Below are 21236 nucleotides of genomic sequence, written 5' to 3'. Positions count from 1 at the left end.
CCGACGACCCTTAATGAATCAGAGGTCCCAGTGCGTATTCTCGTAATCGAAGACAACAGCGACATCGCAGCCAACCTTGGCGATTACCTCGAGGACCGGGGCCACACGGTGGACTTCGCTGCCGACGGCGTGACCGGGTTGCACCTGGCCGTGGTGCACGAATTCGACGCGATCGTGCTGGATCTCAACCTGCCGGGCATGGACGGCATCGAAGTCTGCCGCAAGCTTCGCAATGAAGCGCGCAAGCAGACCCCGGTGCTGATGCTGACCGCGCGCGATTCGCTGGACAACAAGCTGGCGGGTTTTGATTCGGGTGCAGATGACTACCTGATCAAGCCGTTCGCCCTGCAGGAAGTGGAAGTCCGCCTCAATGCCCTGTCGCGCCGCGGCAAGGGCGTGCAGACCCGCGTGCTGGAAACCGGCGACCTGGAGTACAACCTCGACACGCTGGAAGTGCGCCGCCAGGGCAAGCTGCTGCAGCTCAACCCGACTGCGTTGAAGATCCTGCAGGCGCTGATGGAGGCCGCTCCGGCGGTGGTGACCCGCCAGGAACTGGAAACCCGCGTCTGGGGCGAAGAACTGCCGGATTCGGACTCCCTGCGCGTACACATCCACGGCCTGCGTGCGGTGGTCGACAAGCCGTTCGAAGTGCCGCTGATCCAGACCCGCCATGGCATCGGATACCGCATCGCCACCCCGGAAGCCTGATTCGGTGGCAACCAAGGGGGAGCGTCGGCGCACGCCCTATCGGCGGCGCCTGCGCAGTCGCATCATCGTCTCGTTCGTGTTGTTGGGCTTCTGCCTGACGACACTGTTCGCGTTCGCCACCAACTGGGCCCGCATGCGCGTGGAAAACCAGCTGGTGGAAGACGTCATGAACCGCAACATCAACGAGTACGCGCGGCGCTTCTACGAGCACCCTGGACGCAACCCCGAAGTACCGGTGCAGCAGATCCGGGCATACGCGTATTCGAGCGACAAGTTCGACCGCGTGCGCGAGAACCAGCCGGATTGGGCGGCGTTGCCCAATGGCAATTACAACCTCAGCGGCATCGACGAACAGAACCAGCCATATGCCTACAAGCTGGCCGTGCGCAAGGCGGACGACGCCTGGTTCTTCCTCGCCTATGACATGACTGACAGCGTGCGCGGCGGGCAGCAGCTCAACCGCGCGCTGGTGCTGTCGGTGCTGGTGTTCAGCCTGCTGTCGCTGGTGCTGGGCTGGTGGTCGGCGTCGAAGGTGATGAAGCCGGTGTCCGACCTGGCCGCGCGGCTGCGCGCCTACCGCGGCGGCACCAGTGATCCCGAGCCGTTGGCGCCGCGCTTCCCCGACGACGAAGTGGGGCAGCTGGCGCAGGCGCTGGATGACTATTCCTCGCGCCTGACCGAAGTCGTGCAGCGCGACCGTGAGTTCAATGCCGACGTCAGCCACGAACTGCGCACGCCACTGGCGGTGATCCGCGGCGCGACCGAGCTGCTGCTGACCCGTCCCGGCCTGGACGAGAAAGTGCTGCAGCGCCTGCAGCGCATCCAGCGTGCCGAACAGCAGTGCAGCGATCTCATCGGCGCCTTGTTGCTGCTGTCGCGCAACGAGCGCGGGCAGGGCACCAGCAACGTGGCGCGGGTGGCCGAGCAGCTGCTGGATGCGCACCGCGCGCAGCTTGGCGGCAAGCCGCTGGAGTTGGTTCTGGAAGGCGAGCGCGGCCTGGTGATCGATGCACCGGAAGCGGCCTTGTCGGTGGCGCTGGGCAACCTCATCGGCAATGCCGTGAAGTATTCGCAGGATGGCAGCGTGCGCGTGCACGTCAGCAGCAATGCGGTGTCGGTGACCGACAGTGGCCCCGGCCTGAGCGAAGAAGACGCCGCCAAGCTGTTCCAGCGCGGTTATCGCGGCACCCATGCCGGCCACTCGCAGGGCGGTGGCATCGGCCTGTCGATCGTCAGCCGCCTGTGCGATCTGTACGGGTGGCAGGTGAGCGTGCGGCCCGGTGGCGATCGCGGCGTGATCGCGACGCTGACGTTCTCGCCGAAGCCGCTCTGACGATGAGTGGTGGGTGCGGACCGTTGGTCCGCACTGGTAGATGCCAACCTTGGTTGGCAGCAATGCAGTCGAGCATGGCTCGACTCTACAGTTGTCCTCATCCACGCATGGCATGGGTCCATTGTCGTAACCGGCGTTCATGGGCCCGGCTTCCGCCGGTGGACGCCCATGCTTTCCCGTGCCACGCAGTGCTGTGACGCATTTGCCTCCTGACATCCGCCCGCGCGGATGGCCAGATGCCATGTCAACTGCGAGGAACTTGGCCATGTCACACCGTACCCGTTACCCCAACCTGCACCAGCTGGTCGGCGATTCCATCGACGTGCTTTCCGCCGATGTCGCTGCACGCATCGAAGCCGTGCTGAAGGATCCTGGTGACCTGATGTCCATCCTGCAGGAAAGGATGGAGGCCGACGATGCCACCGACCACGCGGCGACGCGTGCCGGGCTGACCGACCAGCAGAGCGGTACGGTGGCCGGTCTCAGGCGCACCGTGTCCGGTATCAGTACGCTGACCAGGCTCATGCATGCCGCGCACATCGCGCGCACGCATGGCGGTCCGCTGCAGGCCGTGCCGCCGCAGACGATGGAGGGCCTGATGGTGGCCGCACGCGAGCTGACCCGCCATGTGCAGCAGCAACTGCAGGCCGAGCGCATGCGCGGTGCGGCGACGCTGCAGTAATGTAGAGCCGAGTCCGCGCTCGGCTGCCTTGGCGGCTGCAGGGCCTCCACTGTAGAGCCGAGCCCACGCTCGGCTGCTTATGCGGCTGCGCCGCCGCCCGAGCATCGGCTCGGGCGCTACGCCTGCGATGTCTCAGCTGCTTTGCTGGAAGCGGTGTCGCCGGGAATGGGTGTCGGCGTGCCCAACATCTCCACCACATACAGGCGCTTGACCAGTACGAACAACACCACGGTCAATGGTGCAGCCAGCAGTATCCCGGCCGGCCCCAGCAGTGCACCGATGCCGAACAGCGAGAAAAGCAGCAGGGCAGGGGGCAGGTCGACGGCACGCTGCTGGATGAGCGGCTGCAGCAGATGCCCCTCCACCTGCTGCACCACCACGAACAGCGCCACCGTGGCCAGGGCGATTTCCGGGCTGACCGTAAACGCCAGCAGGATGGCCGGTACTGCGGCCAGGATCGGGCCGACGATCGGCACGAAGTCCAGCAGCGCGGTGATGATGCCGAGCCCGAACGCCACCGGCACACCCAGCGCCCACAGCCCCAACCCGGTGAGCAGCCCGACCACGGCCATGGCCAGCAACTGCCCGCCCAGCCAGGCCTTCAGTGCATTGCCGCTGGCATGAAGCGCGTCTGCCACGGCCGGGCGCTGACGCGTGGGCAGCAGCTTGAGCAGGCCCGTGCGGTACAGATCCGGTTGCGCCGCCAGATAGATGCCGCCAATCAGTACCAGGAACAGGTCCGCGATCCCGCCGGTGGCCGACATTGCCAGCGACCCGGCGCGGGCCGCCATCGTCGATACGCTGGATTGCGCGTTCTGGGTCAGCTCATGCACGGTGGAGCCGACCGGACTGTCCGCCAGCCAGGTCTGGAAATTTTCCCAGGCGGCCGGCAACGTCTGCCGCAGCGTCGCCATCTGTGCCCCCAGTTGCGAACCGAACAACCACATGGCCGCAGTGAACAGCACCACCAGCAGCAGCACGGTCAGGCCCAGCGCCCAACCCTCCGAGAGCGGCGTGTAGCGCAGCACCGCGCCGACAATCGTCCGCAACAGTGCCGCCACCACCACCGCCCCGAAGATCAGCAGGACCAGTTGCGACAGCTGCCACAGCAGGAGGCCGAGGGCGACCAGCGCCAGGGTCACCACCACGCGGGCGGTATAGGAACGGAGGGAGGCGGTGGGCACGGTCGATCTCACAGGCAGGCGCAATACAGGCGCAGGACCATAGCGGGGCGCGTGAGAAGACGGTGTGTGTCTGCGGGGTTACAGCGGGGTGGTTGCCAACGCCTCAGGTCGAGGCGAGTTGCAGATACCGCGCATGCAGCGCTTCCACCTGCGCCTGCAGGTCATCGGGATGGCCATCGTTGACCACCACGTCATCGGCCAGTGCCTGGCGCTTTGTGCGGCTGGCCTGGGCGGCAATCATCCGGTCAGCCAAGGCGGCATCGATGCCGTCGCGCCGCATCAACCGCGCGTGCTGCACGGCCTCGGGCGCATCGACCAGCAGAATCCGGTCCAGCCACGGGTACGCCTGGCGGCCGCCAACCTCGGTCAACAGCGGAATCGCCGCCAGCGCGTAGGGGCTGGCGGCCTGCTCGCACTGCTGCTGCATCACGCGCCGGATGGCCGGATGGGTGACTGCCTCCAAGGCGACCCGTTCGGCGGGGTCGGCGAACACATGGGCCCGCAGGCGGGCCCGGTCCAGGCTGCCATCGGCCAGCAGCATCTCCGCACCGAAGCGTTCGGCGATGGTGGCGAGGGCCGGGCTACCGGCCGCAACGACCTCGCGCGCGGCCAGGTCCGCGTCGGCCACGACGATCCCCAGCGCCTCGAAGCGCCGGGTCACCTCGCTCTTGCCGGCGGCGATGCCGCCGGTCAGGCCTACCACATAGCGGCTCATGGCGACAGCGTCAGCGCAGCCCGCTCATGACCAGGTACTGGTTCACCACCGGCTCGCCCCACATGAAGTACACCCAGCCAGCCAGCGCCAGGTAAGGGCCGAACGGAATCGGCGTTGCCTTGTCGCGGCCGCGGGTATACAGCCAGATCGAGCCGATGACGGCGCCCAGCACCGACGACAGCAGGATGATGGGCAGGATGCCCTTCAGCCCGCACCAGGCGCCCAGCGCAGCCAGCAGCTTGGCGTCGCCGCCGCCCATGCCGTCGCGGTTGGTCACCAGCTTGTAGGCCCTGGCCACGATCCACAGCACAAGGAAGCCCGCCGCGGCACCGATCAGGGCCGGTTTGGCCGGCATGTACAGGTTGTCCATGCTCCCGACCAGGCCCAGCCACATGAGTGGCAGAGTGATCTGGTCCGGCAGGTACTGTGTGCGCAGGTCAATGCCCGACAGGGCGATCAGGAAACAGGTCAGCACGATCGCGCCGAAGCCCTGCCAGCCGAAACCGAACTGCCAGACGCAGCCCAGCACCATCACCGCAGTCAGCGCTTCCACCAGCGGGTACTGGATGGAGATGGGCGCCTTGCAATGGCGGCACTTGCCGCCCTGGACGATCCAGCTGAACAGCGGGATGTTCTCGTACCAGGACAGCTTGTGCTTGCAGTGCGGACAGTGCGACGGCTCGACCACGATGCCTGGTGGTGGCGGGTCGTAGATGTCCGGCTGCTCCAGGACCTCGCGCGCCTCGCGCTTCCACTCCCACATCATCCGCTTGGGCAGGCGCAGGATGACCACGTTGAGGAAACTGCCCAGTAGCAGCCCCAGGGCGGCCGCGGCGGGGTAGCCGAGGCCGGGATGCTGGTCGAGAAATGCCATTGTTACCTTTAGCCGACGACGGCGCCGAGTTTGAAGATGGGCAGGTACATCGCGATGACCATACCGCCTACGACCACGCCGATGAAGACCATGATCATCGGTTCCAGCAGGCTGCTCAGCGCATCGACCGCATTGTTGACTTCCAGCTCATAGTACTCGGCCACCTTGAAAAGCATGGCATCAAGTGCACCGGCCTCTTCGCCGATGCCAGTCATCTGGATGACCATGTGAGGGAACAAGTTTTGCTGTTTCATCGCGACATTGACGGGGTAGCCCACCGAAACGTCATCTCGCATACGGAGCACCGCTTCTTCGTAGATCTTGTTGCCTGTCGCGCCTGCCACGATGCTCAGTGCCTCCACGAGCGGTACGCCTGCCTTGAACGTCACGGCCGTGGTGCGGGCAAATCGAGCGATGGCGCTGTTATGCATGATCTGGCCGATAACAGGAACTTTCAGGATGAATCGATCCATGGCGTGCTGCATTTTGGGTGAGCGCTTGTACGCCATGGTCGCTGCAACCACAGAGCCAATCACCACCGCGAGGATTAGCCACCACCAAGAGACCATGAATTTGGACAGATTGACGACCAGCATGGTGAATGCTGGCAGGTCGGCGCCAAATCCTTTGAAGACGTCCTCAAATTGCGGCACCACCCAGATCAGCATGATGGAGCTAACCAGCATTGCGACAACAACCACCATCGCGGGGTAGAACAGCGCTTTTTTGATTTTGCCCTTCAGGGCTTCGATATTCTCTTTATAGGTCGCGACCGTATCAAGCACGGTCTCCAGCACACCGGCACCTTCGCCGGCTCGGACTAGGTTTCGATAGAGTTCGTCGAACTGGACGGGATGCTTGCTTACGGCCTCATAGAGAGACGAGCCGCCTTCGATGTCCGTCCGGATGGTGTCGACCATCTTTTTCATTCGCGGATTTTTATGTCCGCTTCCAATAATCTCCAGTGCAGATACAATCGGGACGCCGGACTTCATCATCGTGGCCATCTGGCGACTGAAGAAGGCTACGTCTTTCGGCCCGACCGGCTTGCCCGCGGATCCAAACAGCGGCTTTGGCTTCACCTTCACTTGGCCTGGGTTGATCCCCTGGCGACGTAGCTCGGCGCGAAGCAGGTTGGCGTTCTTGGCGAGCTGTTCGCCTTTCATCTTCACGCCACGCTTGTCGGTCCCCTCCCAGACAAACGGCTGTAGCTCCATGGTGCTTCGCGCCACGGGCTGCTTCTTGATTGCACTGCGACTGACTGACATGTTGTCTCCCCAAGGCCCGCCATCCCCAGGCGGGCATCATGACCGAGGATGTTAGCGGGTTCGGAGCTGTTCGGGGAGCCTGCCAGCGTGACGTGCCGCAGCATTTCAGTCGTTTCGGGGCGAAAGGTGACGCTGCGCGTCACACTGGCGGGTCCGTCGCATTTTTTGCCCGGGATGCTTCACATACAACAAATTGCTGCCATCATTGGTGCCGGGGAAATCTAGAGGGGCGCGTGCCGGGGTTGGCACGCAACCTGCGTTGATACACCCGCAGGGCGCAAGATCCGCTCAACCGGCAATCGGCCGGGTCTATCCTGCGCACTGACTCAACCACTACTTATCTTGGGGATGTACACATGAAGAACCAGAAGGGCTTCACCCTCATCGAACTGATGATCGTCGTCGCGATCATCGCCATCCTGGCCGCCATCGCACTGCCGGCTTATCAGGACTACGTGTCGAAGTCGAAGGTCACCGCTGCCCTTGCCGACATCTCGTCGCATAAGACTCAGTTCGAGATGGAAGTCAGTGAGGGCCGGACTCCGACTCTTGCTTCGTCCGGCTTCCAGGCAAACAACACCGGTGCATGTTCCACCATCGCTGTTGCCGGCACTGGTATCACGTGCACGATCCGTGATCCGGGTACCCGCATTGGCGCTGGTGCTCAGATTGCGCTGAACTATAGCAACTCGACTGTGGCTTCTGGTGTTGTTACTGCAGCTGGTGGCTTTGTCTGCGTCGGTACCGGAATTGACGCCAAGTTCCTGCCGAAGGGCTGCACTGCAGGTTCGACTGGCAGCTAATGGAGTGGCTGGCATACGCCAGTCTCTGTTGCTTGACACAAGGCCCGCTTAACGCGGGCCTTGTGCTAAATGGGCTCGATGTCGGGTCGGTGTTCTTGGGGTGCGTCAAGTGAGAAATCTAGGGTGTGGAGAGACTCACTATGAAGATTTCGAAAGGCTTTACGCTTATTGAGTTGATGATCGTCGTAGCGATCATCTCCTTACTCGCGTTGATCGCGATGACTGCTTTTCCGCCTTACATTGCACGAACGCAGCTTGCTGCTGCCTTGGCTGATGTGACGCCTGGCAAGACCATCATAGAAACAACAATCTATGAAGGTAGTTCGCCAGCGAACGTAACGGCGGAGTCGGTCGGAGGAAGTCAGAACGCGCATTGTTCTTCCGTCACAGTTGAATTGAGTAGTGCTGGCGAGGGCTTCATACGTTGCACGCTCAAAGGCATTGCGGCAGTTGAGGGGCGAAATCTCTATCTCCGTCGTTCAAGCGCAGGGGGCTGGAGTTGTGACGCAAGTGAGTTCGACGTGAATTTTCGACCTTCGGGTTGCTAGGGCGTGGGGATTATCTCAATTCAGAAGACGGTGGTCGTCGCCGCGCTCTAGAGGTACTGGACTACAGGCCTTTGTGAGCTGTCCTATCGCTGGCAAGTTGACTTGCATAGTCGTCTGCCGAGGATCCCTGGTCTCTTTGACAAGTTGATTCTCAGTCGCTGAGCGCCAAGCGGATCGGGGCTTGATGTGGTGATGATCCAACGCCGACACTGGCCTGACGCACTGTCCAACGATTTTTGGGGCCACATTTGGGTCAGGCAGCCGCTCCAACGGGGTCCGCGCGGTTACCATATCTGCCAATTGCTTACATTCCGTGGCGGCATACAGTCGCAGGGCGCAGTGAGAGGATCCCAATGAACGCCGTAACCACCGCCAATCTCGTCGGCATCACCGGCCTTGCTCGCCGCCTCGTCCAAGACGGCGCTCTAGACGAAGCCGCTGCCCGCGATGCGATGGCCAAGGCTGCAGCCGCACGGCTGCCCCTCCCGACCTGGTTCGCCCAGAACAAGCTGGTCAGCTCTGCACAGCTGGCAGCTGCCAACTCGGTCGAATTCGGCATGCCGCTGTTCGACGTGTCCACGTTCGACGCCAGCCTGAACGCCATGTCGCTGGTCAGCGAGGAGCTGCTGCGCAAGCACAACGTGCTGCCGCTGTTCAAGCGCGGCGGCCGGCTGTTCGTCGGTACCAGCAACCCGACCCATTCGCTGGATGAGATCAAGTTCCACACCAATCTGGTGGTGGAGCCGATCCTCGTCGATGAGGACCAGATCCGGCGCACGCTGGAGCAGTGGCACGCCAGCCACGACACCATGGGCGACGCGCTCGGTGGCGATGACGAGGGCATGGCGAACCTGGAGTCGTCCGGCGGCGACGATGACCTGTCCGCCAGCGGCGACACGGGCATCGACGCCAAGGGCGATGACACCCCGGTGGTCAAGTTCGTCAACAAGGTGCTGGTCGACGCGATCCGCAAGGGCGCCTCGGACATCCATTTCGAGCCCTACGAAGACGATTACCGCGTGCGCCTGCGCATCGATGGCCTGCTGAAGATGGTCGCGCGCGCGCCGGTCAAGTTGAACCAGCGCATCGCCGCGCGCCTGAAGGTGATGGCGCAGCTGGATATCGCTGAAAAGCGCGTGCCGCAGGACGGACGCATCAAGCTGAACCTGTCCAAGACCAAGCAGATCGACTTCCGCGTCAGCACCTTGCCGACGCTGTTCGGCGAGAAGGTGGTGCTGCGTATCCTGGATGGCAGCGCAGCCAAGCTGGGCATCGACAAGCTGGGTTACGAGCCGGACCAGCAGAAGCTGTTCCTGGATGCGATTCACAAGCCCTACGGCATGGTGCTGGTGACTGGCCCGACCGGTTCGGGCAAGACCGTGTCGCTGTATACGGCGCTGGGCATCCTCAACGACGAGACCCGCAACATCTCCACCGCGGAAGACCCAGTGGAAATCCGTCTGCCCGGTGTCAACCAGGTGCAGCAGAACAACAAGCGCGGCATGACCTTCGCGGCCGCGCTGCGCTCTTTCCTGCGACAGGATCCGGACATCATCATGGTCGGCGAAATCCGCGACCTGGAAACGGCCGAGATTGCGATCAAGGCGGCGCAGACCGGCCACATGGTGCTGTCCACCCTGCATACCAACGACGCGCCGCAGACCATCGCGCGCCTGATGAACATGGGCATCGCGCCGTACAACATCACCAGCTCGGTGACCCTGGTGATCGCCCAGCGCCTGGCGCGGCGCCTGTGCAACAACTGCAAGCGGCCGGCCAATCTGCCGGCCCATGCGCTGCTGGCCGAGGGCTTCACCCAGGAGCAGCTCGATGCCGGCATCCAGCTGTACGAAGCGGTGGGCTGCGACGAGTGCACCGAGGGCTACAAGGGCCGTACCGGCATCTACCAGGTGATGCCGATGACCGACGAGATCTCGACCATCATCCTGGCCGGCGGCAATGCGCTGCAGATTGCCGAGGCGGCACAGGCGATCAAGGTGAATGACCTGCGCCAGTCCGCGCTGAAGAAGGCGGCGGCGGGTGTGACCAGCCTGGCCGAGATCAACCGCGTGACTAAGGATTGACGGGGTTGTAGCGCCCGAGCCGATGCTCGGGCGGCGGCGCAGCCGCCAAGGCAGCCGAGCGTGGGCTCGGCTCTACACATGCATGGCCGGGTTCAGTAGATCCACGCCATGCGTGGCCGAGATCAACCGCGTGACCAAGGATTGACGGGGTTGTAGCGCCCGAGCCGATGCTCGGGCGGCGGCGCAGCCGCCAGAGCAGCCGAGCGTGGGCTCGGCTCTACAAATGCATGGCCGGGTTCAGTAGATCCACGCCACGCGTGGATGGCGCGGCCCCTGGCTCTCACTCCATCCCCAGCTTCTTCAGCTTGTAGCGCAGCGCCCGGAAGGTGATGCCCAGCTGTGCGGCCGTGCGGGTCTTGTTCCAGCGGTTTTCCTCCAGCGCACGCTGGATCGCGCTGCGCTCGAGCTGCTCGATGTAGGAGGGCAGGGCGGCGCTGCCGGGGGGCAGGTCGACCACGGCTTCGGGTGCGGCAGGGCCGCCGACGGTGCGCGGGGCGTGCTGCGGCAGGCGCAGGTCGTCGGCGCCGATGCGGTCTTCCTCGGCCAGGGCCAGGGCGCGCTCAAGGATGTTCTCCAGTTCGCGCACATTGCCCGGGAAGCCGTAATGAGCCAGCGCATCCAGCGCCGAGGGCGCCAGCAGCGGAGTGGCGCGGCCGTGGCTGCGGGCCAGCCGGGCGAGGATCGAACCGGCGAGGTCCGGCAGGTCCTGGCGGCGCTCGCGCAGCGGCGGGACCCGCAGCTCGATGACGTTGATGCGGTAGTACAGGTCGTGGCGGAAGCGGCCGTCCTCGACCAGCTCGGCGAGATCCTTGTGGGTGGCCGAGAGGATGCGCACATCCACCGGTTCTTCGTTGGCTGCGCCCAATGCGCGCACCGACTTTTCCTGGATGGCGCGCAGCAGCTTGACCTGCATCTGCAGGGGCAGCTCGGCCACTTCATCCAGGAACAGGGTGCCGCCGTGCGCGGCCTGGAACAGGCCGGGCTTGTCGGCGTGGGCGCCGGTGAAGCTGCCCTTGCGATGGCCGAAGAACTCGCTCTCCATCAGCTCGGTCGGAATGGCACCGCAGTTGACCGGAATGAACGGGCCCGAGGCGCGTGCGCCCTGCGCGTGGATGGTGCGTGCGACCAGCTCCTTGCCCACCCCGGATTCGCCGAGGATGTAGACCGGCGCCTGGCTGCGGGCGACCTTGCCGATGGTGGCGCGCAGCACGTCCATGGCGGGGGAAACCCCGAGCAGGCGGGCGGCCTGTTCGGTGGCAGCCGTCGGCACCTGGCGCTCGCTGCTGTTGAGTTCCAGCGCGTGCTTCACCAGGCCACGCAGCACGCTGATGTCCACCGGCTTGCTGACGAAGTCGAAGGCGCCGGCCTTCAGCGCCTCCACGGCCAGGTCCATGCTGCCGAAGGCGGTGATCATCGCCACCGGCGTACGCGGGTAGTGGTGGGCGATCTCACTGACCAGTTCGATGCCGTTGCCGTCCGGCAGCCGCATGTCGGTGATGCACAGGTCATACGGGTTGCTGGCCAGCAGTTCGCGGGCTTCGGCGAGGTTGGCGGCGGTGCTGATGCGAAGGCCCATGCGGCCAAGGGTCAACACCAGCAGTTCGCGGATGTCGCGTTCATCGTCGACGACGAGGGCGCTGCGGGTTTCGTTCATGGACAGGGAAGATAAACGAGGGGGGCTGGAAGCGACAAATGTTTGACGCGGCGGATCAATGCGGAAGCAGGGTGTGCGGGCCGGGCAGAACCAAGCGGAAGCAGGAGCCGCCGGCCGGCACGGGGATGTAATCCAGGCGCGCCTGGTTGGCCCGGCACAGCTCGCGGGCGATATACAGCCCCAGACCGGTGCCGTGCTCGGAGGTGGTGAAGAAGGGGCGGAACAGCTGCGCAGCCACGGCCTCGGGGATGCCGGGGCCGCGGTCCATCACATCGATCACCGCGCTGCGCTCGTGCTGGGCCACGCGCAGGCGCACGCGCGCCGGCTGCTCGCCGATGCGGCCGTACTTCAGCGCGTTGTGGACCAGTACGGTCAGCACCTGGTAGAGGTGGCGGCTGTCTACCAGCGCGGGCACCGAGGTGTCGTTGATGATCGGCTCAATGCTGTCCGTTTCCAGGGTCTGGCCCTGCTTGTACTCCAGCACGAAGCGGCGCACGAAGGCGGCCAGGTCGACGTTTTCGGGGTTGGCGCGCTCGCGGCGGGCCAGGCCCAGTACGCTCTCGACGATGCCGTTGGTACGCTGGCACTGCTGGTGGATGATCTGCAGCAGGCGGCGGTCGCTCTCGTTGAAACCGGTGCCTTCTTCCAGCAGCTGCACGGCGTAGTTGATGGCCGCCAGCGGGTTGCGGATCTCGTGCGCCAGGCTGGCCGAGAAGCGGCCCATGGCCGAGAGGGTGAGCGACTCGGCACGGCGCGAGACCACGCTGGAGTCGTCCAGGAAGACCAGGGCCAGCTCGCTGCCGGCCAGCAGGCGGGCAAACCGGGGCTGTACCTCGGGCTGGTCGGGGTTGAGCTGCAGCGGCAGTTCGTCCTGGGCCCAGCCGTTGCGCCAGCGGGTCAGGCGCCGGGCCAGTTCGGGGGCGATGCTGGCCAGGTCCAGCTGGCCGGTCTCGCCGACCCCGTCGTTGTCGCCCAGCAGCTGGGAGGCTGCTTCGTTGGCCAGGGTGATGCGGTTGTCGCCATCAACGACGATCACCCCGGTGCGCATGCGGCGGATGATCAGCTCGTTGATCTGGAACAGGTTGGCCACTTCATCGCCGCGCTGGTTGGCCAGCTGCTGGTTGCGGCGCGCGCGGTTGCCGACCTGGTAGCTGATGAAGGCCAGGGCCAGGTAGCTGGTGGCAAACATCGCCAGTTCGGCCAGGGTGCGGGTGGGGTCACCGCCCTCCAGCACCTTCCACAGGTACTCGGCGGCGGTGGCGACGCTGGCGGCCAGGGCCAGCACCAGCCCCCAGCTGAGGGGCAGCAGGGTGGCCGCGGCGGCGATGTTGAACAGCAGCGACATCGAGATGCCGGCGCTGGCACCGGGCAGGGCGTGGGCCAGCAGGCTGGCGGCGATGATGTCCAGCAGCACGCCGGTGACCACGATCGGCAACAGCCAGCGCTCGCTGCGGCCCACCACCAGCAGCAGCAGGGACAGCGCCAGATAGGTGGCCCCGACCAGGTAGGCCAGGCGCGGGTGGTGCGCTTCGCCGACCATGGCCGACAGCGGGCTGTACAGCAGCGCGGCGATGACCGAGGCGATCAGCACGCGGTACAGCGCGAAGAAATACAGCTCGCGCCGGGGAATCGATTCGATGCGGTCGATCAATGAAGCACTGGGTGACACGCCGGAACTCCCCTTCTGGCTGCCTGGAACTGGATCTGACGGCGTTGGCACTGCAGCGTACCCGATGTTCCCCCGACCACCGGACGCATGCTTTGTAGAGTCGAGCCATGCTCGACTCTACCTCGACGCCACGCCTCCCAGTATAGGCCTGTGGAAGCGGTTTCCTGCGCAATCGGACCGGGCCGGGCCCACGGGGCCGCCCCGCCAGGGCGGCGCAACTGCCTGAATGACGGTGGAAATCTGGCCGGGTCTGGCCTTTTGTCCATACTTCTTTGCGCCCCGGCGCCGGCTCGGCCACAATAGTGGGCCCGCCGCGGTCCATGCCGGCGCCCCGCCGGGGCCCCTGAGGAATTGCGTGCGGTCGTTCCTATTCCCACGGTGACGCATGAATTTCCACGAATACCAGTCAAAACAGCTGCTTGCCGAGTACGGCATCCCGGTCCCGGCCGGCAAGGTCGCGGCGACCCCGGACGAAGCAGTCGAAGCTGCCAACTCCCTGGGCCAGGGCCCCTGGATGGTCAAGGCGCAGATCCACGCTGGCGGCCGCGGCAAGGCTGGCGGCGTCAAGTTCTGCAAGACCACTGACGACGTGAAGGCCGCTGCGGCCAAGATGCTCGGCACCAAGATGGCTACCTACCAGACCGCAGGCGTTGAACTGCCGGTCAACCTGGTGCTGGTGACCACCGCCGGCGAGATCGTCAAGGAACTGTACCTGTCGGTGCTGGTTGACCGTGGCACCAAGACCATCACCTACATCGCTTCTTCGGAAGGCGGCGTGGAGATCGAGCAGGTTGCTGCTGAAACCCCGGAGCTGATCCACTCGCTGAACGTCGACTTCGTCGAAGGCGTGCAGGGTTACCACGGCCGTGATTTCGGCTTCAAGCTGGGCCTGACCGCCAAGCAGGCCGGCCAGTTCGCCAGCATCATGGTGAACCTGTACCGCCTGTTCAACGAAAAGGACCTGGCCCTGGTTGAAATCAACCCGCTGGCCATCCTGGACGACGGCAACCTGTACGCGCTGGACGGCAAGTTCGACAGCGACGACAACGCCGCCTTCCGCCAGAAGGCCCTGGTAGCCATGCGCGACAAGACCCAGGAAGATCCGACCGAAGTGATCGCTTCGGAACTGGACATCAACTACGTCACCATGGACGGCAACATCGGCTGCATGGTGAACGGCGCCGGCCTGGCCATGGCCACCATGGACGTCATTAAGCTCAACGGCGGCGAGCCGGCGAACTTCCTGGACGTGGGCGGCGGTGCCAACAAGCAGCGCGTCATCGAAGCCTTCAAGCTGATCCTGTCCTCGGACAAGGTCGAAGGCATCTTCGTCAACATCTTCGGCGGCATCGTCCGCTGCGACATGATTGCCGAAGGCATCATCGCCGCCGTGAAGGAAGTGGGCGTCAAGGTTCCGGTCGTGGTCCGCCTGGAAGGCACCAACGTGGAAGAAGGCAAGCAGCTGCTGCGTGACAGCGGCATGGCCATCATCCCGGCTGACAACATCAACGATGGCGCCAAGAAGATCGTTGAAGCTGTCAAGAACGCTGCCTGATACCGACACCAAGGAATTCCAATGTCTGTTTTGATCAACAAGAACACCAAGGTGATCGTGCAGGGCTTCACCGGCCAGCAGGGCACCTTCCACGCCACTCAGATGATCGAGTACGGCACCCAGGTCGTCGGCGGCGTGACCCCGGGCAAGGGTGGCACCACCCATATCGACCTGCCGGTCTTCAACACCGTTGCCGACGCCGTGCAGAGCACCGGCGCCAACGCTTCGGTCATCTACGTGCCGCCGCCGTACGCGGCTGACGCGATCCTGGAAGCCGCTGCTGCCGGTATCTCGGTCATCGTCTGCATCACCGAAGGCATCCCGGTGCTGGACATGCTGCGCGTCAAGAACGTGCTGACCCGTGCCCACCCGGACACCGTGCTGATCGGGCCGAACTGCCCGGGCGTGATCACCCCGGGCGAGTGCAAGATCGGCATCATGCCGGGCCACATCCACAAGCCGGGCAAGATCGGCATCGTGTCGCGTTCGGGCACCCTGACCTATGAAGCGGTCAAGCAGACCACCGAAGTCGGCCTGGGCCAGTCCACCTGCATCGGCATCGGTGGTGACCCGATCAACGGCCTGAACTTCGTCGACTGCCTGAAGCTGTTCAACGAAGATCCGCAGACCGAAGGCATCATCATGGTCGGCGAAATCGGCGGTGACGCTGAAGAAGCCGGTGCCGAGTACATCAAGAACCACGTGAAGAAGCCGGTCGTCGGCTTCATCGCCGGTGCGTCGGCTCCGGCCGGCAAGCGCATGGGCCACGCCGGTGCGATCGCCTCGGGCGGCAAGGGCACTGCCGAAGGCAAGTTCGCCGCCATGGAAGCTGCCGGTGTCGTCACCGTCCGCTCGCCGGGCGACCTGGGCGCTGCCATCGCCAAGCTGGTGAAATAAGATCGACTGCCTCTGGCAGACGCTCTTGTAGAGTCGAGCCATGCTCGACTTGCTTGAAACAGAAGAGCCGCCTCCGGGCGGCTTTTCTGCGTCTGGCGGTATGCCGGCCGGCCCATCCACGCATGGCGTGGATCTACTGGGGATGGTCAGGCGGGCGCACGGTGCGGCGTTACAATGGGTCATTGCAACCACAGGCTGGATTTCCATGGCTTCGATCCGCATCGCGATGGCGCAGTTCGACTTTCCCGTCGGCGATGTCGCCGGCAACACCGAGCGCATCATCGAGATGATCGGCCAGGCGCGCGAGGAGTACGGCGCCGAGCTGGTGATGTTCCCCGAGCTGGCAGTGAGCGGCTACCCGCCGGAGGACCTGCTGCTGCGTCCGGGTTTTCTGTACGAGTGCGAACAGGCGCTGGGCCGCATCGCCGCTGCCTGCCGTGGCATCACCGCCGTGGTCGGCTGGCCGCAGGCCGCCGGTGCGGTGGTCTACAACGCTGCCAGCGTGCTGCGTGATGGCCTGGTCGAGCGCACCTACCGCAAGCGCGAGCTGCCCAACTATGCCGTATTCGACGAGCGCCGCTACTTCGACGTGGACCCGGACGGCGGCAGCTGCGTGTTCGAGGTCAACGGCGTGCCGGTCGGCCTGCTGATCTGCGAGGACCTGTGGTTCGCCGAGCCGCTGGCCGACACCGTGCGTGAGGGTGCGCAGCTGGTGGTGGTGCCCAACGCCTCGCCGTATGAGCGCGGCAAGCATGCTCAACGCGATGCGGTGCTGGCCGCGCGCACCCGCGAGAGCGGGGCGGCGATTGCCTACCTCAACGTGGTCGGTGGCCAGGATGCGCTGGTGTTCGACGGTGCCTCGGTGGTTGCCGACGGCGACGGCACCGTGCACCCGGCGGCGGCGGCCTTCGTCGACCAGTGGCTGGTGGTGGACTACGACGGCGAAACCCGCCGCTTCCTGCCGCACGTGTGGATGGACGATGGCGACGAGAGCATGGACGCGCTGGCCTGGCGTGCGGTGACCCGCGGCATCCAGGACTACTGCCGCAAGAACGGCTTCAAGAAGGTGTGGCTGGGCCTGTCCGGCGGCATCGACTCGGCGCTGGTGCTGGCCCTGGCGGTCGACGCGCTGGGCGCGGAGAACGTCACCGCCGTGCGCCTGCCGTCGCGCTATACCGCCGGCATGTCCAACGACCTGGCCGCCGAACAGTGCGAAGCGCTGGGCGTGAAGCTGGAAGCGGTGTCGATCGAGCCGGCCTTCAAGGGCCTGATGGAAGCGCTGGCGCCGATGTTCGAAGGCACCACGCCGGACGTGACCGAGGAGAACCTGCAGTCGCGCAGCCGTGGGGTGATCCTGATGGCGCTGGCCAACAAGTTCGGCGGCCTGCTGCTGACCACCGGCAACAAGAGCGAGTACGCGGTGGGCTACGCCACCATCTACGGCGACATGTGCGGTGGCTACGCGCCGCTGAAGGACCTGTACAAGACGGAGGTGTTCGGCCTGTCCAAGTGGCGCAACACCGTGGGCGGCGCGCCGGTGATCCCGCCGGCGGTGATCAGCCGCCCGCCGTCGGCCGAGCTGCGCGACAACCAGCTGGACCAGGATTCGCTGCCGGCCTACGACGTGCTGGACGGCATCCTGTACCGCTACGTGGACCAGGAGCAGTCGCGCACGGAGATCGTGGCCGCCGGCTACGATGCGGCCGTGGTCGATCGCGTGCTGCGCCTGGTGCGCATCAGCGAGTGGAAGCGGCACCAGGCCGCGCCGGGCCCGAAGGTCTCGCGCCGGGCGTTCGGCCGCGAGCGTCGGTACCCGATCAGCAATGGGTTCAAGGGGTGAGGTAACGGCCATCCACGCATGGCGTGGATCTGTTGTAGAGCCGAGCCCATGCTCGGCTTGAAGCCGGAAGCAGTCGAGCATGGCTCGACTCTACAAAAGGAAAGGGCCCCTTGCGGGGCCCTTTTCTTTATTTCTTTTCCAGCCGCGCGTTGCGCTGGCCGGTGCTGGCCGATTTCTCGCCGGCAAACGGGTTCAGCTTGCGGATCATCCACGGGTACTTCGGCCACTTGCCTTCCAGCCACGGGTGCTGCGGCTGGTTCAGCGTCAGCACGCGACGGGCGTCGTCGGCCAGGGTCTTGTTGCCCAGGTGGGTGTAGGACTCGCCAAGCACCGCCACGGCGTCGTACTGGAAGGCGCTCTGCGGGTAGGTTTCCAGCAGGTAGTTGGCGCGGCCGGCGGCCGAGACGTAGGCGCCGCGACGCAGGTAGTACAGGGCGTTGTCCAGCTCGTGCTGGGCGAACACGTCACGCAGCTCGATCATGCGCTGGCGCGCATCGGCGGCGTAGCGGCTGTTCGGGTAGCGGTCGACCACGATGTTGAAGTCAGAATACGCCTGGTGCGGCGTGGACAGATCGCGGCGGCTCGGGTCCAGGGACCATACTCGACGTAGGAAAACCGTATTGCGGTTGGAGTTGGCCAGGCCGCGCAGGTAGTACAGGTACGCGATGTTGCGGTGGGTCGGGTAGGTACGGATGAAGCGGTCGATGCTCGACACGGCGTCATCGTGCTTGCCGGCCTTGTACTGGGCGTAGGCGGTTTCGATCATCGCCTGCTCGGTGTACGGGCCGTACGGGTACTGGGCCACCAGGCGGCGGAAGCTGGCTTCGGCGCCACTCCAGTTGCCACCCTGCATCAGCTTGTGGCTCTTGTCGTACAGTTGTTCGACCGGCGTTCCTTCATCGGGGCGATCACCCTTGGCGCCGCGATGGCAACCAGTGGCGGCGATGACCAGCACCAGCAGCAGGGCGGTGAGGCGGACGGGCGCAGAGAGCATGGAGGAGCGTCGGATCATGGGGTCAAGGCGGGACGCGTCTGGAATACGAAGGGTCGATGATAGCCTAGTGTCCTGTCCAGCGACTGAAACCGGTCGGCCGGACCCCAAAATTTCGAAGATACCCCCCTGCCATGTCTGAACAATCCTCCGAATCGGCCCGCCAGGCCATCGTCCCCGACACCTCCGCCGGCCGTCGTTTCGACGCGGTCGTGGCCGAGCTGTTCCCCGAATACTCGCGCTCGCGCCTGACTGAATGGATCAAATCCGGCGATGTGCTGCTGGACGGCGCCCAGGCCCGCCCGCGCGATCCGCTGCGCGGCGGTGAAGTCGTCACCCTGACCGTGGTGATGGAAACCCAGACCGACGCCCAGCCGGAGGACATCCCGCTGGACGTGCTGTTCGAGGACGAGCACCTGCTGGTGATCAACAAGCCGGTCGGCCTGGTGGTCCACCCGGGCGCCGGCAACCACAGCGGCACCCTGGTCAACGCGCTGCTGTACCGCGATCCGTCGGTGGCAGTGCTGCCGCGCGCGGGCATCGTGCACCGCCTGGACAAGGACACCAGCGGCGTGATGGTCGTGGCGCGCACCCTGGAAGCGCAGACCGCGCTGGTCGAGCAGCTGGCCGCCCGTGACGTGCACCGCCAGTACCTGGCCATCGTGATGGGCGCCCTGGTCGCCGGCGGTACCGCCGATGCCCCGATCGACCGCCACCCGCGCGACCGCCTGAAGATGGGCGTGCGCGAGGACGGCAAGGAAGCGATCACCCATTACCGCCTGCGCGAGCGCTTCCGTGCGCACACCGCGCTGGAATGCCGCCTGGAAACCGGCCGCACCCACCAGATCCGCGTGCACATGGCGCATATCCGCCACCCGATCGTGGGTGACCCGCTGTACGGTGGCGCGCTGAAGCTGCCCAAGGGTGCCAGCGACGAGCTTGTTGCCGCCCTGCGCGGTTTCAAGCGCCAGGCCCTGCACGCCGAGACGCTGGAGTTCGTGCACCCGATCACCGGCGAGCAGGTGCGCAACACCGCACCGGTGCCGGCCGACATGCTGCACCTGATGAAGGTGCTGCGCGAAGACAGCGCGGCCTTCGCCGAGCGCGAGCGGGACCGCTGGTGATGGATGCCGCGCTGCCGCTGCTGCAGGCCGACTGGCCGGCGCCCCCGGGCGTGCGCGCGCTGACCACGCGTCGGCATGGCGCGGGCATCTCGCCGGCGCCGTTCGCGCAGTTCAACCTGGGCAACCGGCACGCGGCCGATGGTGATACCCCGGCCAACGTCCAGCACAACCGGCAGCTGCTGCAGCAGGGCCTGTCCCTGCCGTCGGCACCGCACTGGCTGCGCCAGGTGCATGGCACCACCGTGCTGCGTTTCGATGCAGCCCCGGTGGCCGGCGCCAGCGAGCCGGTGGCCGATGCCGCGGTGACCTCGGTGCGGGGCGTGGTGCTGGCCATCCTCACCGCCGACTGCCTGCCGGTGGTGTTCACCGCCGTCGACGGCAGCGAGATCGGTGCAGCGCATGCCGGCTGGCGTGGCCTGGCCGACGGCATCCTGGAAGACACCGTGTCCGCCATGAACACTCCGGCGGCGCAGCTGCGGGCGTGGCTGGGCCCGGCGGCCGGCCCGCAGGACTATGAGATCGGGGAAGAGGTCTACCACGCCTTCGTCGGCCACGGCCCGGGCGCGGAAGAGGCCTTCGTCGCCACCCGCGAAGGGCACTGGAAAGTGGATCTGTTCGCCCTGGCCCGGCAGCGGTTGCAGGCGGCAGGGCTGGACCCGCTCAACATCCATGGCGGCACGGTTTCGACCATGACCGACCCGGATCTGTACTCGCACCGTCGCGACCGCCGTACCGGGCGCATGGCGACCCTGGCGTGGATGGAATGAGGCCCGTTGGCGGTCCCAACCAGACGGCGGTGATCGTCTTCGACGGCGTCTGTGCGCTGTGCAGCCGCTGGGTGCGCTTCCTGCTGCGGTTCGACCGGCAGGGGCGTTACCGCTTCGCGGCGATGCAGGGCGCGCAGGGCAGTGCCTTGCTGCGCGCTCACGGCCTGGACCCCAACGACCCCACTGTCGTTCCTGCTGGTGGACGCGCAGGGTGCCTGGACCGATACCGACGCGATCCTGCGCGTGCTGACGGGACTGGGTGGCCTGTGGCGCGTGGCAGGCGTTCTGCGCCTGCTGCCGCGGGCCTGGCGCGACGTAGCCTACCGCGCGCTGGCGCGCAACCGCTACCGCTGGTTCGGCCGCCACGACACCTGCTACCTGCCCACTCCCGGACAGGCCACGCGCTTCCTCGATTGACCGACGCCGTCTGCTCTTTTGTAGAGTCGAGCCATGCTCTGCCGTATTTGTAGAGTCGGGGGGGGGGGGGGGGGGGGGGGGGGGGGGGGGGGGGGGGGGGGGGGGGGGGGGGGGGGGGGGGGG

The 21236-nt window shown here is 65.6% G+C and carries 18 protein-coding genes and 1 pseudogene; 12 read left to right on the top strand and 7 right to left on the bottom strand.

Annotated features, from left to right (window positions below; translation table 11 throughout):
• Positions 1-30 precede the first annotated feature (30 nt).
• The 3 genes from NQ204_RS00095 (at position 31) to NQ204_RS00085 (ending at position 2723) form a co-directional block, all read left to right on the top strand.
• Positions 31-708, top strand: a complete 678-nt coding sequence (locus tag NQ204_RS00095; protein ID WP_005410804.1) for a response regulator transcription factor — start codon at positions 31-33, stop codon at positions 706-708.
• Entirely contained in the window at positions 671-2041 is a 1371-nt protein-coding gene (locus tag NQ204_RS00090) for a sensor histidine kinase (RefSeq protein ID WP_165835702.1), read from the top strand. The genes NQ204_RS00095 and NQ204_RS00090 overlap by 38 nt, the downstream gene beginning before the upstream one ends.
• Positions 2042-2306: 265 nt before the next feature.
• Entirely contained in the window at positions 2307-2723 is a 417-nt protein-coding gene (locus NQ204_RS00085; RefSeq protein WP_116863561.1) for a hypothetical protein, read from the top strand.
• A gap of 116 nt (positions 2724-2839) precedes the next feature.
• Here the strand turns inward: NQ204_RS00085 and NQ204_RS00080 are convergent, their stop codons facing one another.
• From NQ204_RS00080 to NQ204_RS00065, 4 genes are all read right to left on the bottom strand, one after another.
• Entirely contained in the window at positions 2840-3907 is a 1068-nt protein-coding gene (locus NQ204_RS00080) for an AI-2E family transporter (protein WP_116863562.1), read from the bottom strand.
• A 103-nt stretch (positions 3908-4010) separates the two neighbouring features.
• Positions 4011-4622 (bottom strand): dephospho-CoA kinase, encoded by a 612-nt coding sequence (gene coaE, locus NQ204_RS00075; protein WP_116863563.1) that lies wholly within the window; start codon positions 4620-4622, stop codon positions 4011-4013.
• 10 nt (positions 4623-4632) lie between these two features.
• Positions 4633-5496 (bottom strand): prepilin peptidase, encoded by an 864-nt coding sequence (locus NQ204_RS00070; protein WP_116863564.1) that lies wholly within the window; start codon positions 5494-5496, stop codon positions 4633-4635.
• Between the two features lie 8 nt (positions 5497-5504).
• Entirely contained in the window at positions 5505-6764 is a 1260-nt protein-coding gene (locus NQ204_RS00065; RefSeq protein WP_116863565.1) for a type II secretion system F family protein, read from the bottom strand.
• A gap of 356 nt (positions 6765-7120) precedes the next feature.
• On the opposite strand from NQ204_RS00065, the gene NQ204_RS00060 reads away from it, so the two are divergent.
• From NQ204_RS00060 to pilB, 3 genes are all read left to right on the top strand, one after another.
• Positions 7121-7567, top strand: coding sequence for a pilin (locus NQ204_RS00060; protein WP_116863566.1), 447 nt, complete (start codon positions 7121-7123; stop codon positions 7565-7567).
• Between the two features lie 140 nt (positions 7568-7707).
• On the top strand, positions 7708-8115 hold the full coding sequence (locus tag NQ204_RS00055; RefSeq protein ID WP_116863567.1) for a pilin: 408 nt from the start codon (positions 7708-7710) through the stop codon (positions 8113-8115).
• Between the two features lie 353 nt (positions 8116-8468).
• Positions 8469-10199 (top strand): type IV-A pilus assembly ATPase PilB, encoded by a 1731-nt coding sequence (gene pilB, locus NQ204_RS00050; protein WP_116863568.1) that lies wholly within the window; start codon positions 8469-8471, stop codon positions 10197-10199.
• Between the two features lie 280 nt (positions 10200-10479).
• On the opposite strand, the gene NQ204_RS00045 is transcribed toward pilB, so the two are convergent.
• Positions 10480-11853 carry a sigma-54-dependent transcriptional regulator gene (locus NQ204_RS00045; protein WP_116863569.1) on the bottom strand — a complete coding sequence of 458 codons (1374 nt, stop codon included), beginning with the start codon at positions 11851-11853 and terminating at the stop codon, positions 10480-10482.
• 55 nt (positions 11854-11908) lie between these two features.
• On the bottom strand, positions 11909-13522 hold the full coding sequence (locus NQ204_RS00040; protein ID WP_256642741.1) for an ATP-binding protein: 1614 nt from the start codon (positions 13520-13522) through the stop codon (positions 11909-11911).
• A 385-nt stretch (positions 13523-13907) separates the two neighbouring features.
• Between NQ204_RS00040 and sucC the strand changes: the two genes are divergently transcribed.
• The 3 genes from sucC (at position 13908) to NQ204_RS00025 (ending at position 17814) form a co-directional block, all read left to right on the top strand.
• The gene (sucC, locus tag NQ204_RS00035) at positions 13908-15077 is read left to right on the top strand and encodes an ADP-forming succinate--CoA ligase subunit beta (protein ID WP_079222939.1); all 1170 of its coding nucleotides are present in this window, start codon (positions 13908-13910) and stop codon (positions 15075-15077) included.
• A gap of 21 nt (positions 15078-15098) precedes the next feature.
• The gene (sucD, locus tag NQ204_RS00030) at positions 15099-15974 is read left to right on the top strand and encodes a succinate--CoA ligase subunit alpha (protein ID WP_108760494.1); all 876 of its coding nucleotides are present in this window, start codon (positions 15099-15101) and stop codon (positions 15972-15974) included.
• A 205-nt stretch (positions 15975-16179) separates the two neighbouring features.
• The gene (locus NQ204_RS00025; RefSeq protein WP_256642740.1) at positions 16180-17814 is read left to right on the top strand and encodes an NAD+ synthase; all 1635 of its coding nucleotides are present in this window, start codon (positions 16180-16182) and stop codon (positions 17812-17814) included.
• A gap of 127 nt (positions 17815-17941) precedes the next feature.
• On the opposite strand, the gene NQ204_RS00020 is transcribed toward NQ204_RS00025, so the two are convergent.
• A complete protein-coding gene (locus NQ204_RS00020) occupies positions 17942-18826 on the bottom strand; it encodes an outer membrane protein assembly factor BamD (RefSeq protein ID WP_116863573.1) in 885 nt (294 codons plus the stop codon).
• 113 nt (positions 18827-18939) lie between these two features.
• Between NQ204_RS00020 and rluD the strand changes: the two genes are divergently transcribed.
• From rluD to NQ204_RS00005, 3 genes and pseudogenes are all read left to right on the top strand, one after another.
• On the top strand, positions 18940-19929 hold the full coding sequence (gene rluD, locus NQ204_RS00015; protein ID WP_164073597.1) for a 23S rRNA pseudouridine(1911/1915/1917) synthase RluD: 990 nt from the start codon (positions 18940-18942) through the stop codon (positions 19927-19929).
• Positions 19929-20696, top strand: coding sequence for a peptidoglycan editing factor PgeF (pgeF, locus tag NQ204_RS00010; RefSeq protein WP_256642739.1), 768 nt, complete (start codon positions 19929-19931; stop codon positions 20694-20696). The genes rluD and pgeF overlap by 1 nt, the downstream gene beginning before the upstream one ends.
• Positions 20693-21113, top strand: a pseudogene (locus NQ204_RS00005) (thiol-disulfide oxidoreductase DCC family protein). The gene pgeF and the pseudogene NQ204_RS00005 overlap by 4 nt, the downstream one beginning before the upstream one ends.
• The last annotated feature ends 123 nt before the right edge of the window (positions 21114-21236 follow it).

The sequence above is a fragment of the Stenotrophomonas testudinis genome, assembly GCF_024499815.1.
Classification (GTDB): Bacteria; Pseudomonadota; Gammaproteobacteria; order Xanthomonadales; family Xanthomonadaceae; genus Stenotrophomonas.
This window is presented reverse-complemented; position numbering and strand designations above follow the sequence as displayed.

What these genes read in the sequence shown, in the direction of transcription:
- NQ204_RS00090 (WP_165835702.1), top strand. Translation starts at nt 671, where the DNA reads ATGGCATCGGATACCGCATCGCCACCCCGGAAGCCTGATTCGGTGGCA.
- NQ204_RS00085 (WP_116863561.1), top strand. Translation starts at nt 2,307, where the DNA reads ATGTCACACCGTACCCGTTACCCCAACCTGCACCAGCTGGTCGGCGAT.
- coaE (WP_116863563.1), bottom strand. Translation starts at nt 4,622, where the DNA reads ATGAGCCGCTATGTGGTAGGCCTGACCGGCGGCATCGCCGCCGGCAAG.
- NQ204_RS00070 (WP_116863564.1), bottom strand. Translation starts at nt 5,496, where the DNA reads ATGGCATTTCTCGACCAGCATCCCGGCCTCGGCTACCCCGCCGCGGCC.
- NQ204_RS00065 (WP_116863565.1), bottom strand. Translation starts at nt 6,764, where the DNA reads ATGTCAGTCAGTCGCAGTGCAATCAAGAAGCAGCCCGTGGCGCGAAGC.
- NQ204_RS00060 (WP_116863566.1), top strand. Translation starts at nt 7,121, where the DNA reads ATGAAGAACCAGAAGGGCTTCACCCTCATCGAACTGATGATCGTCGTC.
- NQ204_RS00055 (WP_116863567.1), top strand. Translation starts at nt 7,708, where the DNA reads ATGAAGATTTCGAAAGGCTTTACGCTTATTGAGTTGATGATCGTCGTA.
- pilB (WP_116863568.1), top strand. Translation starts at nt 8,469, where the DNA reads ATGAACGCCGTAACCACCGCCAATCTCGTCGGCATCACCGGCCTTGCT.
- NQ204_RS00045 (WP_116863569.1), bottom strand. Translation starts at nt 11,853, where the DNA reads ATGAACGAAACCCGCAGCGCCCTCGTCGTCGACGATGAACGCGACATC.
- sucC (WP_079222939.1), top strand. Translation starts at nt 13,908, where the DNA reads ATGAATTTCCACGAATACCAGTCAAAACAGCTGCTTGCCGAGTACGGC.
- sucD (WP_108760494.1), top strand. Translation starts at nt 15,099, where the DNA reads ATGTCTGTTTTGATCAACAAGAACACCAAGGTGATCGTGCAGGGCTTC.
- NQ204_RS00025 (WP_256642740.1), top strand. Translation starts at nt 16,180, where the DNA reads ATGGCTTCGATCCGCATCGCGATGGCGCAGTTCGACTTTCCCGTCGGC.
- NQ204_RS00020 (WP_116863573.1), bottom strand. Translation starts at nt 18,826, where the DNA reads ATGATCCGACGCTCCTCCATGCTCTCTGCGCCCGTCCGCCTCACCGCC.
- rluD (WP_164073597.1), top strand. Translation starts at nt 18,940, where the DNA reads ATGTCTGAACAATCCTCCGAATCGGCCCGCCAGGCCATCGTCCCCGAC.
- pgeF (WP_256642739.1), top strand. Translation starts at nt 19,929, where the DNA reads ATGGATGCCGCGCTGCCGCTGCTGCAGGCCGACTGGCCGGCGCCCCCG.